The organism is Clostridium sp. 1001275B_160808_H3, assembly GCF_015550425.1.
Lineage (GTDB): Bacteria > Bacillota > Clostridia > Clostridiales > Clostridiaceae > Clostridium.
The window spans coordinates 35,488-50,772 of sequence record NZ_JADNAT010000015.1 but is presented as its reverse complement, the minus strand read 5'-3'; the positions used below and the strand labels follow the sequence as shown (position 1 = coordinate 50,772).

At 28.2% G+C, this 15,285-nt stretch carries 11 protein-coding genes; 10 read left to right on the top strand and 1 reads right to left on the bottom strand.

Features of this window, described 5'->3' with window-relative positions:
• Positions 1-37: 37 nt before the first annotated feature.
• From I2A75_RS12325 to recJ, 8 genes are all read left to right on the top strand, one after another.
• A complete protein-coding gene (locus I2A75_RS12325) occupies positions 38-1,015 on the top strand; it encodes a rhomboid family intramembrane serine protease (RefSeq protein WP_195264874.1) in 978 nt (325 codons plus the stop codon).
• A 90-nt stretch (positions 1,016-1,105) separates the two neighbouring features.
• Positions 1,106-1,729 (top strand): hypothetical protein, encoded by a 624-nt coding sequence (locus I2A75_RS12320; RefSeq protein WP_195264872.1) that lies wholly within the window; start codon positions 1,106-1,108, stop codon positions 1,727-1,729.
• Positions 1,730-1,989: 260 nt separating this feature from the next.
• Positions 1,990-3,336, top strand: coding sequence for an NADP-specific glutamate dehydrogenase (gene gdhA, locus I2A75_RS12315; protein ID WP_195264870.1), 1,347 nt, complete (start codon positions 1,990-1,992; stop codon positions 3,334-3,336).
• A gap of 544 nt (positions 3,337-3,880) precedes the next feature.
• Entirely contained in the window at positions 3,881-5,275 is a 1,395-nt protein-coding gene (locus I2A75_RS12310; protein WP_195264868.1) for a glycosyltransferase family 2 protein, read from the top strand.
• 443 nt (positions 5,276-5,718) lie between these two features.
• A complete protein-coding gene (locus I2A75_RS12305) occupies positions 5,719-7,668 on the top strand; it encodes a DNA topoisomerase IV subunit B (protein WP_195264866.1) in 1,950 nt (649 codons plus the stop codon).
• A 20-nt stretch (positions 7,669-7,688) separates the two neighbouring features.
• Positions 7,689-10,595 carry a DNA topoisomerase IV subunit A gene (locus I2A75_RS12300; RefSeq protein ID WP_195264864.1) on the top strand — a complete coding sequence of 969 codons (2,907 nt, stop codon included), beginning with the start codon at positions 7,689-7,691 and terminating at the stop codon, positions 10,593-10,595.
• A gap of 19 nt (positions 10,596-10,614) precedes the next feature.
• Positions 10,615-11,154, top strand: a complete 540-nt coding sequence (locus tag I2A75_RS12295) for a DJ-1 family glyoxalase III (RefSeq protein WP_195264861.1) — start codon at positions 10,615-10,617, stop codon at positions 11,152-11,154.
• Positions 11,155-11,173: 19 nt separating this feature from the next.
• Positions 11,174-12,955, top strand: a complete 1,782-nt coding sequence (gene recJ, locus I2A75_RS12290) for a single-stranded-DNA-specific exonuclease RecJ (protein ID WP_195264859.1) — start codon at positions 11,174-11,176, stop codon at positions 12,953-12,955.
• A gap of 83 nt (positions 12,956-13,038) precedes the next feature.
• Here recJ and I2A75_RS12285 read toward each other — a convergent pair whose 3' ends face one another.
• Entirely contained in the window at positions 13,039-13,227 is a 189-nt protein-coding gene (locus I2A75_RS12285) for an alpha/beta-type small acid-soluble spore protein (protein ID WP_195264857.1), read from the bottom strand.
• A gap of 321 nt (positions 13,228-13,548) precedes the next feature.
• On the opposite strand from I2A75_RS12285, the gene I2A75_RS12280 reads away from it, so the two are divergent.
• Together I2A75_RS12280 and I2A75_RS12275 are read left to right on the top strand one after the other, a co-directional pair.
• Positions 13,549-14,634: an undecaprenyldiphospho-muramoylpentapeptide beta-N-acetylglucosaminyltransferase gene (locus tag I2A75_RS12280; protein WP_195264855.1), complete on the top strand. Its 1,086-nt coding sequence runs from the start codon at positions 13,549-13,551 to the stop codon at positions 14,632-14,634.
• 163 nt (positions 14,635-14,797) lie between these two features.
• Positions 14,798-15,223, top strand: coding sequence for a flavodoxin (locus I2A75_RS12275; protein WP_195264853.1), 426 nt, complete (start codon positions 14,798-14,800; stop codon positions 15,221-15,223).
• The last annotated feature ends 62 nt before the right edge of the window (positions 15,224-15,285 follow it).

The window sequence follows — 15,285 nt, the reverse complement described above, 5'->3', positions numbered from 1 at the left end:
AATTGCTTATTATTATTTAAATGATAGGGGGATATAGTTGGATAAGTTTGAAAAAGTATTTTTTAATTCAATAACAAAGGAATTAAAATTCTTTATGAGAGATTATTATAGTAATTTTCATGAAAAAAATAAATGGATAGGCTTATTAGATTTAGATGAAGTAATAGTTGGCGTTATAGTAGTAAAGGATTCAGATGAAGAAGTTGATTTTAATGAAGCAAGAGAATATTTAGCAAAATCCTTAAATAAGCCATTTATAGTGAACCTAATAATTCTAACTTCTGGAGAATATATAAATTATGGAGAAAGTAATTATAATAAATTAATATTTTCTTTAAAAGAAAGAAAAATAATATATTGTAGTAATGGTTCTAAAGCATTTATTCCTATTATAGATTATATGGTGAATATAGATAGTAAAAGAAAGATAAGCTTTAAAGAATACAAAGTTACATATACAATTATTATTTTAAATATTTTAGTATATTTAATTGAAGTAATTAAATCACGAAATTTAATTGATATAGATATCTATATCTTAATTCAAATGGGTGCTAAAGTTAATGTTTTAATCAATAGCGGAGAAATATATAGATTATTAACATCTGCTTTTTTACATGGTGGAATAATTCATATTTTCTTTAATATGAGTGCACTTAATATCATAGGAAGAGAAGTTGAAGCGGTATATGGAAGTAAGAGATACATAGTAATTTACATTATATCAGCTTTAGGTGGATCAATATTTAGTTATTTATTTAAACCTAATAGCATATCTGTAGGTGCGTCAGGAGCAATATTTGGACTTTTAGGAGCAATGTTAATATTTGGATTAAAAGAAAAAGATAAAATTGGAAAGCAATATATGAAAAACATATTAGAAACTATAGGGTTGAATGTTATTATAGGTATAACTATTCCGAATATAGATAATTTTGCACATTTAGGTGGATTAATTATTGGAGCACTAATTTCGCTTATATTATTTAGAAAGAAAAATCTTAAGATTAATTAGTTAATATTTAGTGAACAATATTTATAAAGTAAAAATAAATTTGAAAATTTGTTATATAATTATTGGTATTAAATTCTAGGAGTGATGCAATTGAAAAATAAAAAATATAATAATGAATTTATACTAGCAGTTATTTTTACTTTATTATTAATAATGACTGCTATATATGATTTTGTGGTAAGAGATGGAGAAAAACTTTTTAGAATAGGACTTACATTTATAACTATAGTAGGAGCATATTTATTATATATAAAGAGCTTTCTTAAGGGATCTAGAATTATATATTATATAAATATAAGTTTTATATTCTTGTCAATGTATTTAGCAAGTGTTTGGGATTTTTATTCAATAACTAATTATGATAAATTCTTACATTTATTATCTGGTGCTATAATTGCTATAATTGGATATGTTTTATTTTTATATTTAACTAATGAGAAAGCAAGGAAAGAAATAAATCCTCTGACTTCAGCTATATTCGTTATATTATTTGCTACAGCTGCAGCAGGAGCATGGGAAATATGGGAGTTTACAACAGATTCGTTATTTGGACTTCATGCACAAAATGGTAGTCTATATGATACTATGTGGGATATAATCTGTGGAACTGTTGTTGGAATAATAACATCTATTCCTATATATATGTATAGTAAGGGTAAAGATATAAAAGTAATAAAATATATAATAGCTGATGTGGAAAAGATTAGAAAATAAATTTAAAAAATAAATTATTATAATTTTAAATATAGGTTATAATAATTTATTTTTTTATTATCCTTATAAATTACTTTTTATTTATAATATAATAAAATTTATATAATGATTTTTAAATGTTTTCAATTTTCTGAAATTATATAAATATATATATAAAATTATTAAATTAGTAATTTTATAGAATATTAAAGAAAGATATGGTAAAAAATATTCTGATAAGGTATTATATATATTATTGGAATTTAAAGGAGTTGGGGCCAATGTTAGGAAGAGACTATGTAAATAAAGTTATTACTGAGGTAGAAAAAAGAAATAATGGTGAAAAAGAATTTTTAGATGCAATAAAAGAAGTACTTAATTCTTTAGTACCAGTATTTGATAAGCATCCTGAATACATAGAAGAGGGGATATTAGAAAGAATTGTAGAACCTGAAAGGCAAATTTTCTTTAGAGTGCCATGGATAGATGATGAAGGAAAGGTTCAAATTAATAGAGGATTTAGAGTACAATTTAATAGTGCAATTGGACCTTATAAAGGTGGATTAAGATTCCATCCATCTGTAAATCATAGTATAATAAAGTTTTTAGGATTTGAACAAATATTTAAAAATTCTTTAACAGGCTTGCCTATAGGTGGAGGTAAAGGTGGATCAGATTTTGATCCTAAAGGAAAATCAGATAGGGAAGTAATGAGATTTTGTCAAAGCTTTATGGCGGAATTATGTAAGCATATAGGACTTGATACAGATGTTCCAGCTGGAGATATTGGAGTTGGAGCTAGAGAAATAGGATATATGTATGGCTATTATAAGAAAATTAGAAATGCAAATGATCAAGGTGTTTTAACTGGAAAAGGATTAACTTATGGTGGAAGTTTAGCTAGAAAAGAAGCTACAGGTTATGGATTAGTGTATTTCACAGAAGAAATGCTAAATGATAATAATTTAAGTTTTAAAGACAAGACTGTAGTCATATCAGGGTCAGGAAACGTTGCTATATATGCCTGTGAAAAAGCAACAGAATTAGGTGCTAAGGTTGTAGCCTTAAGTGATTCAAATGGTTACATTTATGATGAAAATGGAATAAATTTAGATGTAGTAAAAGAAATCAAAGAAGTAAAAAGAGGTAGAATCAAGGAGTATTTAGATTCTGTACCAACTGCTAAGTATGTAGAAGGATTTAGAGAAATATGGAAGATTAATTGCGATATAGCACTTCCTTGTGCAACGCAAGGAGAATTAGATAAAGAATCAGCAAAAGTTTTAATTTCAAATGGAGTAAAGGTTGTTTCAGAAGGTGCCAATATGCCAACTGATTTAGATGCAATTGAGTTGCTACAAAAAGCAGGTGTTATGTTTGGCCCAGCAAAAGCTGCTAATGCAGGTGGAGTTGCATGTTCTGCATTAGAAATGTCTCAAAATAGTATGAGGTTAGCTTGGAGTTTTGAAGAAGTTGATTTGAAACTTAAAGATATAATGAAAAACATATATAAGAACTCTAAAATTGCTGCAGAAAAGTATGGAGAACCTGGAAATATATTAATGGGAGCAAATATAGCTGGATTTGAGAAAGTTGCAGAGGCTATGTTAGCTCAAGGAATAGTTTAATCTCAAAAATAGCAACCCCTATTTTAAGATTATTAATAAGAAGTCACTTAGTTTTAAGTTAATACTTATATCTAAGTGGCTTTTATATTTAGTAGTATAAATTTTTATAAGAAAAAGTATTAATAAAAGGGTAATCATAGCAATATATTTATTTAGGGTAAAAAATTAGGGAATTATTACATAAGTACATTAATTATATCTTTATTTATATAGGATAAAATAATATATAAATAAAGATTTGCTATTAATAAAACTATAGCTAATTGAAATATAGGCAGAGTTATTATTTTAGTAAGTTATAAAAACAATTAAATATTATATTGTTTTAATTTCGTTAATATAGTAATGCGGTAGTTATTTACTGCATTACTAGTTTTGATTATTAACTGAAGTATATATAAGGCTAATATAATATTAATGAATTTTTAAGATTTCTATACTTGATTTTTTACCTCTATTAGAATATATTTAATAAAGATGTCAAAGATAATGTTCAAAAATAGTAATACAAGGAAAATTTCCTTTATTTATAGGAGTGGATGTAATGGAAGAAGTTATTTTAACTGTGACAGGCGTATTTCAGATCAGTGTCTTTGCAATAATGATGTATTATTTTATATTAGCTTTTTTTGGATTAAGAAGAAAAGTTGAAAAGAAAAATTATACACCTACAAAAAAGTTTGCAATGATCGTTGCAGCTCATAATGAGGAAGTTGTTATTGGAAAGTTAATAGAAAGTATGCTGAATCAGGATTACCCGAGAGAGCTTTTTGATGTTTTTGTTATTGCAGATAATTGTGATGATAACACTGCAAAGATAGCAAGAAAATATGGAGTCTATGTTTACGAAAGATTTAACAAAGAACAAAAGGGTAAAGGCTATGCATTAGAATGGATGTTTGATAAAATATTCAAAATGCAAAAGAAATATGATGCAGTTGCAGTATTTGATGCTGATAATTTAGTGTCAAAAAATTGGTGTAAAGAAATAAATTCAAAAATGTTAGAAGGTTATAAAGTAGTACAAGGCTATATTGATAGCAAAAACCCTAATGATTCATGGATTGCTACTTCTTACTCAATAGCTTTTTGGACACAAAATAGAATGTATCAATTAGCAAGAGCAAATGTTGGATTATCAAATCAAATTGGTGGAACAGGATTTGCTATAGACACAGATATTTTAAAGAAATTTGGTTGGGGAGCTACATGCTTAACTGAAGACTTAGAGTTTAGTTGTAAATTAGTTTTAAATGGTGAAAAAGTAGGTTGGGCTCATGATGCAATAATTTACGATGAAAAACCATTAACATTAAAACAATCATGGGTACAAAGAAGAAGATGGATGCAAGGATTTACAGATGTAGCATCTAGATATTTTATTAAACTTATTAAAAAAGGCATCAAAGAAAGAAAGTGGTTTGTTTTAGATTGTGCTTTATATGTTATACAACCTTTCTTTACTTTAATGATTGGTATATCAGCAGTATTGAGCTTTATTCAAGGCATGAGCCCAGAAGGACTTAATATCTTTTTAATTAGTTATTTAACAGGAGATATTTTCTTTAAGGTTATTGGTATTATGCAATTTTTAATTACTCCTTTAATTATGAGATTAGATAAAAAGATATCACCTGGACTTTTTGTAATGCTTATATTCTATTCTTTAAGCGTATTTATATTACCTATATTTGCTACAAAGGCGGAAAATTATGCAACAGTTTTATTAATAGACATAGTTTATAATTTAGCATTCTTATTAGCGACAGCATTATTCTTAGGTAAAAAGAAGCTTGTTTTATTCTTTAGATTCTTATTATATTCATTATATACATTAACATGGATACCAATTACAATAGAAGGTATAATAAGAAAGAATAATAAGGAATGGAATCCAACTAAGCATGTTAGAAATATAGAAATTTGTGATGTTCAGTAATTAAAAGAGCTGTTATAAAACTAATTATATGGTTTTATAACAGCTCTTTACATATGTAAAGAAAATTATAAATATAGTTAGTTCTTATTTTTTTTGCGAACGTTTGTTTGACTTTTTTGGTATAAAGATTTATATTTTTATTTGTAAGTTAATTATGATAAAATTAAAAAGATTATATAAGTTGCATAAGGGCTTAATATTTTAATAAAATATATAAGTAATTAGCAGTATATAAATAAAGTAAATATTTTATTGACTTATAAAAAATAAGTAATATATATGATTTCAACTTAGCTATTTTACTTAATAAGTATATTAATTGTTTAATATACTCTAGATGTAATTGTGTAGATTGTTAATTGAAACATATATATTGAATATGGATGGTTAAACTAATTAAAAGATCTTGGTTTGACATATTAATAGTGATTTTGGAGGTTTGTATGAGCGAAGATTTGATGAAAGGATATGATGTTACTGATTTAACTTCCTTAGAAAAGCTAGAGCCAGTTAGGATAAGACCAGGGATGTACATAGGATCTACAGGAACAAAGGGACTACATCATTGCGTTTGGGAAGTTTTGGACAATTCCATAGATGAAATATCTAATGGGTATGGAGATAAAGCGACAATTATTATAAATAGAGATAAAAGTATTACAGTAATTGATAATGGAAGAGGTATTCCAACAGGTATTCATCCAACTAAAAAGAAATCAGGAGTAGAGATGGTTTTTACAGAACTACATACTGGGGGAAAGTTTAATAATAAAAACTATAAAACTTCTGGAGGATTACATGGTGTAGGAGCTGCTGTAGTAAATGCTTTATCATCATGGTTAGAGGTCGAAGTACATCAAAATGGGAATATATATAAGCAAAGATTTGAATATGCTTATGATAAAGAGTTAAAGAGGGATATGCCTGGTACACCTGTAACAAAGCTTGAGGTAATTGGAAAAACTAAGAATACAGGAACTAAAGTCACTTTTATGCCAGACAAGGAAATTTTTTCAAGTGTTGATTTTAAAGTTGACGTAATAGATGAAAGGTTACAGGAATTAGCATTTCAAAATAAAGGAATGCATCTAGAGTTAATAGATTTAAGAAAAGAAGAAGAATTTAGAAAAGAGTATTATTCTGAAAGAGGACTTTTAGATTTTATAGAATATTTAAATGAAAGTAAAACTACACTTCATCAAGTTCCTATTTATTTTGAAGGAGAAAGAGTAGTTAATAATATACAAATGTTTGGAGAACTTTGTATTCAATTTACAGATTCATCGACAGAAAATATAGCAAGTTATGTTAATAATATTCCTACTACAGAAGCCGGAACGCATGAAACAGGATTTAAAACAGGAATGACTAGAGCTTTTAAAGAAGGTGCTAAGAAGCTTGGACTTGTTAAGGAGAAGGATAAGGATTTTGAAGGTGACGATTTAAGAGAAGGTATGACCGCCATAGTAAGGATTAAAATAACTAATCCGATGTTCGAAGGTCAAACAAAGACTAAATTAGGTAGCACTGAAGCATATACTATGATGAATGATCTAGCATATACTAAGTTCAGTGAATGGATAGAAGATAATAAAGAAGTTGCAACTATGCTTATAAATAATGCGCTTCAAGCAGCTCAAAGAAGAGAGAAAATAAAAAAAATAAATGAAGCTGAAAAGAAAAAGGTAGGAAAAGGAGCTGCACCGCTTGCAGGAAAAGTAGCTGTGTGTACTTTAAAAGATAATACAGTAAATGAATTTATAGTAGTTGAGGGAGATTCAGCTGGTGGTTCTGCAAAACAAGCAAGAGATAGAAGATTCCAAACTATAATGCCTTCAAAAGGTAAGATAATGAATACAGAAAAGCAAAAACTAGAAAATGTTTTAGCTTCAGAAGAATTAAAGATATTTAATACAGCCTTAGGAACAGGTACTTTAGATAATTATAAAGAAGAAGACTTAAAGTATGACAAAATAATAATAATGAGTGATGCTGATGTAGATGGATATCATATAAGAACATTATGGATGACATACATATACAGATATATGAGGCCTTTAATTGCAAATGGTCATTTATATTTAGCACAACCACCACTATATAAAGTATATAAAAATGTTAAAGGAAAAGAAATTCACAAATATGCTTATAGTGATGAGGAACTTGAAAATGTAAAGAAAGAAATTGGTAAAGGTGCACTTATACAAAGATATAAAGGGCTTGGTGAAATGAATCCAGAGCAGTTATGGCAAACTACATTAAATCCAGAAACAAGAACTTTACTTCAAGTAACTATTGAAGATGCTGCTAAAGCTGAAAAAATGGTTTCTTTACTTATGGGTGATATAGTTGAACCAAGAAAAACTTATATGTATAAATATGGAGAATTTTAATTATAGGATGGAGAAAAAATATGGCGAAGAAAGTTAATGATATACCAAGGGATAATAATATAATTAGAGTCCCTTTAGAAGAGGCAATGCCTGATAACTATTTGCCCTATGCTATTGAAGTTGCAAAGGATAGAGCACTGCCTGATGTTAGGGACGGATTAAAACCAGTTCATAGAAGAATATTATATGGAGCGTATCAGCTAAAAGCATTCCCAGACAGACCATATTACAAGTCTGCAAGAATAGTTGGAGATATCTTAGGTAAATATCATCCGCATGGAGATACATCTGTTTATGATGCTATGGTTATAATGGCTCAAAACTTTTCAACTAGAGAAACACTTATAGATGGTCATGGTAACTGGGGCTCTATGGATGGAGATGGGGCAGCAGCTATGAGATATACAGAAGCAAGACTTGCACCAATTGCTATGGAGATGCTTAGAGATATAGATAAAGACACTGTTGATATGGTTCCAAACTATTCAGATAGTGAAATGGAACCTAAAGTTCTTCCAAGTAGATATCCTAATCTTTTAGTTAATGGTACTTTTGGAATTGCAGTAGGACTTGCGACGAATATTCCTCCTCATAATTTAGGAGAAGTTACAGATGGAGTATTGGCATATATAGATAATTCAGAGATAACAACTAAAGAACTTATGAGTTATATAAAGGGACCAGACTTACCTACTGGTGGAATATTAATAGGACAAAATTCTATTCTGGCAGCTTATGAAACTGGAGAAGGTAAGGTAACATTAAGAGCTAAAACTAACATAGAAAGACTTGAAAATGGAAGAGTTGGAATAGTAATAACTGAATTCCCTTTTAGAAGAAATAAAGCAAAACTTCTTCAAACTATATCTGAAATGACTGGAGATAAAAGACATGCTAAAGCTTTAGAGTCTATAGTTGATATAAGAGATGAGTCAGATAGAAGCGGGGTAAGAGCTGTTATAGAATTAAGAAAAGCAGCTGACGAAGATGTAGCAGATAAAGTTTTAAAATATTTATTTAAAAGAACTGATCTTCAATGTAACTTAAGTTTTAATATGGTAGCCCTTGCAGATGGAAAGCCTCAAACGATGGGTATAAAAACTATAATAAAGCATTATGTTAACCATCAAAAGGAGATAGTTACAAGAAGAACTATAAAAGAATTAGCTATTGCTGAAAAAAGATTTCATATAGTTGAAGGATTTATTAAGGCTATAGATGTTCTAGATGAAATAATTAAAACAATAAGAGAATCCAAATCTAAGAAAGATGCAGGAGTAAATCTTATAAGTAAATTTGGATTTACAGAAATACAAGCAGAAGCAATCTTAGAATTGATGTTATATAGATTAACCGGACTTGAAATAAAAGTATTCAAAAAAGAATATGCTGAGCTGGAAAAGACTATAAAGAAACTTAAGAAGATATTATCAGATGAAAAAGAGCTTCTTAGAGTAGTAAAAAATGAGCTAAGCGAAGTAGCTGATAAATATAGAAATCCTAGAAAGACGTCTATTATAAAGGATGACAATGAAGCTAAAATAGATGTAGAAGAGCTTATAGTTGTAGAAGATGTTATGGTTACACTTTCTAAGGATGGATTTATAAAAAGAATACCTTTAAAAACATTCAATAGACTTAGTGCGAAAGCAGAAGACATTGAGTATAGAGAAGGGGATGAATTAAAGTTCTTATTTAAATCTAACACAACAGAAAGTATCCTTTTATTTACTAATAAAGGAAATATGTATCAAACTAAGGGTATAAACGTCCCAGAAGGTAAATGGAAAGAAAAAGGTGAAAGAGTAGACAATATAATAAAAACTTTAAATCTTGAAGAAGAAAGTATTGTATTTGTAACTTCAGTAACTTCATTTATACCAAGCAAGTATGTTCAATTTATAACATCGAGAGGTGGAATTAAGAAAAGTTCATTAGATAAGTTCCAAACTAGCTATACAAAATTACAAGCTATAAAACTTAAGGATTTTGAAGAAGTTATAGATGTAGTAATACTAAATGAAGATGAAGCTAAAGAATTTATAAGCTTTGAAACAAAAGAAGGACTATCATTTAGCTTGCAAATTCCTAAAATAGAAGATTTACCTAGAAATATACTTCCAAGCGTAATGTTTAATTTATCAAATAAAGATGAAATTACAAAGGTAGAATATAGTGAGTTTATGGAGTTTTTCAGCTTTTCAATAGGTATAACTTCTAAAGGAACTATAAAAGGATTTAATAGTATTAAGAAAAATGACAATTTAAAAGTAAGTACGGATTCCTTAAGTACTATACTAATGTTTACAAATAAGGGGAAAGTATTTAAAATACCATCATTCCTTTTATCAGGAGTAAATAAAGGAGAAATTCCACTAGATAAGATTGTAGATAATATAGAAAAAGATGAAAAAGTAATAAAAGTATTTTCTTTGAAAACTTTTGAAGATAACAAATTTATTTACTTCTTTACAAGAAGAGGAATGGTTAAAAAGACTGTTTTAACAGAATTTGATGGTAACTATTCAGCACAAATAACATATAAGTTTAAGTATGATAATGATGAGCTAATATCAGTTGAATTATATGATGAGTGTCAAGTTGAAATGCTTATTATAACTAAAAAAGCCATGGGAATAAAATTCTCTTCTGAAAATGTAAATACAATGGGAAAAGTTGCTTCAGGAGTTACGGGAATAAGTTTAAAAGAAAATGATGAAGTAATTTATGGTGCTTTAATTGGCTCACAAAGTAGAGATATTACAAGTGAAATTGCATTAACCTCTACGGATAAAATAACTTTAATTTCTAAAAATAAAGAAAAAAAGGAAGTTGAACTAGAAGATATAAAGCTTCAAAATAGAGCTGGTAAAGGAAGTAGTATAATGATTATATCTCTAGAGGATGAAATAAAAGAAATTATATAATTATGGAGGAGATTGTAGAATGAAAGTAGCAATTTTATTAGCAAATGGCTTTGAAACTTTAGAAGCTTTAACTGTTGTTGACATTTTAAGAAGAGCAGAAGTAGAATGTCATACTTTCGCATTAGAAGGTGAAGATGTAAAAACATCTCATAATATAATAGTAAAAGCTGATAAAAATATAATGGATGAAGAAATAAAAGATTATGATTTTTTAGTTTTACCAGGAGGTATGCCAGGAGCTAAAAATTTAAAAGATAGTGAAAGGGTTATAGAGTTAGTAAAAGAATTCAATGATAAAAATAAATGGATTTGTGCAATTTGTGCAGGACCTATAGCTTTAGGTAAAGCTGGAATAACAGAAGGCAAAGATATGACATGTTATCCTGGTTTTGAAGATCAAATAAGTAATAGTAACTATAAGGAAGATTTAGTAGTTGTAGATGGAAAAATGATAACAGGCAAAGGTCCAGCAGCAGCAATTCCTTTTGCTTTTGAAATATTATCAAATATTTCAGAAGATAAGGCAGATTCTATTAAGAAGGGTATGTTATTTAAATAGTTTTGTCTTAGGAGGAAAAATGAAGGAAAATTGGATATTAGTAAATAAAAAAGAGAGCTTTTTAAGGCTCTCTAATTCTATAAATGAAAATCCATTAGTATTGAGACTTCTTGCAAATAGGGGTATAGATACTTTTGAGGCAGCTAACAGATTTTTAAATGGAACAATAAATGATTTCTATGATGGATATTTAATGGCTGATATGAAAAAGGGAATAAGCATTATAAAAAATGCTATTTTAAATAATAAAAAAATAATTATTTATGGAGACTATGATTGCGATGGAGTAATTAGTACTACTATATTTTACAAAGCATTAAAAAATGTTGGAGCAAATTATAGTTATTATATTCCAAATAGAGAAGATGAAGGCTATGGAATGCATAGTGGAAGAATAAAAAAGTTAAAAGAAGAAGGATATGAAGTGATTTTAACTTGTGATAATGGTATATCTGCATTTGAGCAAGTAGATTTAGCTAAAGACCTTGGTATGGAAATAGTAATTACTGATCATCATGACATACCAATTAGAGAAAATGATAAAGGTGAGCTAAAAGAAACTATACCTAGTGCCGATGCTGTAATAAATCCAAAGAGAAGTGACTGCAACTATCCATTTAAAAAACTTTGTGGAGCTGGTGTGGCATTAAAATTCTCTAAGTGTTTATATGATGAATTTAAAATAGACGAAGAAAAGTTTTTAGATTTAATACAGTTTGCAGCTATTGCAACAGTTTGTGATGTTGTGGATTTAGTTGATGAAAATAGAATTATAGTTAAAAAAGGATTAGAATTATTAAATGATACGAAAAACTTTGGAATAAAAGAATTAAAAAAAGCAACTGGATTAGGCGATAAAAAAATTGAAGAATATCATTTAGGATTTGTAATAGGTCCATGTATAAATGCTACAGGACGATTGGAAACTGCAGATTTATCAGTAGAATTGTTGATAACAGATGATGTTAATAAGGCTAAAGCCTTAGCAAATCAATTAAGTGAATTGAATACAATAAGACAAGAATTAACTAAAGAAAGTTCTGAAAAAGTAATTGAAAAAATAGAGAATGAAAAAAAGAAAGAAGAAAAGGTAATAGTTGTATATGAGGATACTATACACGAAAGTATTGCGGGAATAGTAGCAGGTAGAGTAAAAGAAAGATATAACATGCCTTGTATAGTCTTAACTAAAGGTAAAGAAATGCCTAAAGGATCTGCAAGATCAATAGAAGGCTATAATATATTTGAAGAACTTAGTAAATGTAGTGAACTTATAGAAAAGTTCGGTGGACATCCAATGGCGGCAGGATTATCTATTAAAGAAGAAAATATAATTCCGTTACGAAATAAGTTGAATACTATATGTAATCTATCAGATGAGGATATAATTCCTACTGTTAAGATAGATTCGCCGCTTGGATTAAATTACTTAAATGAAGAGTTAATAAATGTTATTGAAAGTTTAAGGCCATTTGGAAAAGGTAATTCTAGTCCTTTATTTGCTGTTAAAAATGTTAATATAGAAAGATTATGGCTACTTGGAAAAGAAAAGAATTTCTTAAAGTTAAGATTTAAATTTGAGTCTAATGGAAGATTTTTATATATAGATGGAGTGAGTTTTGATAAATTTGAAACTTTTAAAGAAGAAGTAATAAATAAATATGGAGAAGAAGAATTTATTAGAGCTTGTGACAGTAGTTATATAAATATAAAATCAGATGTGATTTATTATCCTAATATTAATGAGTTTAATGGTAAAAGAAACATACAACTTATGATAAAAAATATAAGAATAAACTGACGAGGAGTTACCTTAATATGATATAAATCACTTTAAGGTAACTCCTTAAGCTTATTGGTTTTTAATGATTTAACACATGAAAACTATTTTATTCCATTTTCATATTGTTCTACCATTCTTTTAACCATTTCTCCTCCGACGCTTCCGCATTGTTTTGAAGATAAATCTCCATTGTAATCAGAGAATGGTACTCCCATTTCGTTAGCCACTTCATTCTTGAATTTAGCTAATCCTTGTTTAGCTTCTGGTATTAAACTTCTGTTACTTGCCATGATTCTTACACCTCCTTCTCTCTTTTGTAATTATAGCTTGTGTATATTTTTAAAAAAATATTATATGTAACTTCAGGGAATTGGACATAATAGTGGAAGAGATAATTTTTTTAGAATAACTTAAATAACATTTAAATTGTATTGAATAATATGATATTATTTAATAAGTAAAAAATAATTAAAAATTAACAACTAGAATTTAATGATTTATGAAACAATTCAGCTTAGTTGAATTATAAAAAAGTTAGACTCCAGAGGAGTTTAGCCTATAATTATCCATTATCAATTATTAATTGTTAATTAAATTAGTGGGGTGTTTAAATGAGTAAATATAAAATAATAATGACTGGAGGAGGAACAGCAGGTCATGTTACTCCTAATTTAGCATTAGTGCCAAGGCTAAAAGAAGAAGGTTTTGATATAAAATACATAGGAAGTAAAGATGGAATAGAAAAAGAAATAATAAAAGATGCTAATATACCTTATTATGAAATATCATCAGGAAAGCTTAGAAGATATTTTGATATTAAAAATTTCACAGACCCTTTTAAAGTTATGAAAGGTGTTATAGAAGCAAATAAAATAATTAGAAAAGAAAAACCAGATATAATATTTTCTAAGGGGGGATTTGTTGCTGTTCCGGTTGTAATAGCAGCTTCTATGAAGAAAATTCCAGTTGTATCGCATGAATCAGATTTAACTCCAGGCTTAGCTAATAAGCTATCAGCGCCATTTTGTTCAAAGCTATGTGTTACATTTAGAGAAAGTCTAAATTATATAAAGGATGGAAAAGGTGTTTTAACTGGAACCCCAATACGAAAGGAAATATTGAGTGGTAGTGCAATTAAAGGAAAACAGATATGTGGGTTTAATGATAATAAGGAAATTTTACTTATTATTGGAGGTAGCTTAGGTGCTAAAAGTATTAATGAGGAAGTAAGAAAAAATATTAAAAAGTTATTAGAAAGCTTTAATATTATTCATATATGCGGAAAAGGAAACTTAGATAAAGAACTAAGTAATTTAAAGGGATATGTGCAATATGAGTATGTTAAAGATGAACTTCCACATTTATTAAAATCAGCTAATTATATAATATCTAGAGCAGGTGCCAACGTTATATTCGAATTACTAGCATTAAACAAACCTACTCTTTTAATTCCATTATCTAAAAAGATAAGTAGAGGGGACCAAATATTAAACGCTAAATCTTTTGAGAAGGAAGGATATTCAGTAGTCCTTGATGAAGATGAAATGATGGAGAATAAAGGAATGCTACTTACAAAAATTAATGAGTTGAAAGAAAAAAGCAGTGTTTTGGTAAGAAATATGAAAAAAAGTGGGATAACGAATGGTGTAGATGCGATTTTAGAAGTAATTATTCAAAGTATGGAGTTAAATAAGTAAAATAGGATTTTTTTAATTTGAAAAGGATATATTGAAGTAATATGGCTTGTATAAAACTTGCAAAAAAAAAATAGTGTTATATAATAAAATAGTGAGTAAAAAAATAGGTAATATATATCCAACAAAGTGACTTAATTTAGTCAAAGGATGAGGTGATGTAATTATGAAAAAAATTTCTATTATCTATTGGAGTAACGGGGGAAACGTAGAAGTTCTTGCAAATTCAATTGCAGAAGGTGCTAAATGTGCTAATGCAGATGTAAATATAAAATATGTTTATGATGCAACAATTGAAGATGTAACAGAAGCTGATGCAATTGCTTTCGGAAGCCCATCAATGGATAATAATAGAATTGAACAACATGAAATGGAACCATTTATCAATCAATTCAAATTGTTACCAAACAAACAAAAGAAAGTTGTATTATTTGGATCATATGGATGGGATGATGGAAAATTCATGGTTGACTGGGTTCAACGTATGAATGATTACGACTTTAATGTTGTAGGACACATCGCCGTTAAGGAATCACCAAGTGAAGAGGAATTGCTAAAAGCAAAAGAACTTGGTGAGAAATTAACTAAATAAATTCTTTGAGGGGGTAAAGACTCAGGGAAGTACCTTAGGGGTTAGGTACGGAGACGTAATTA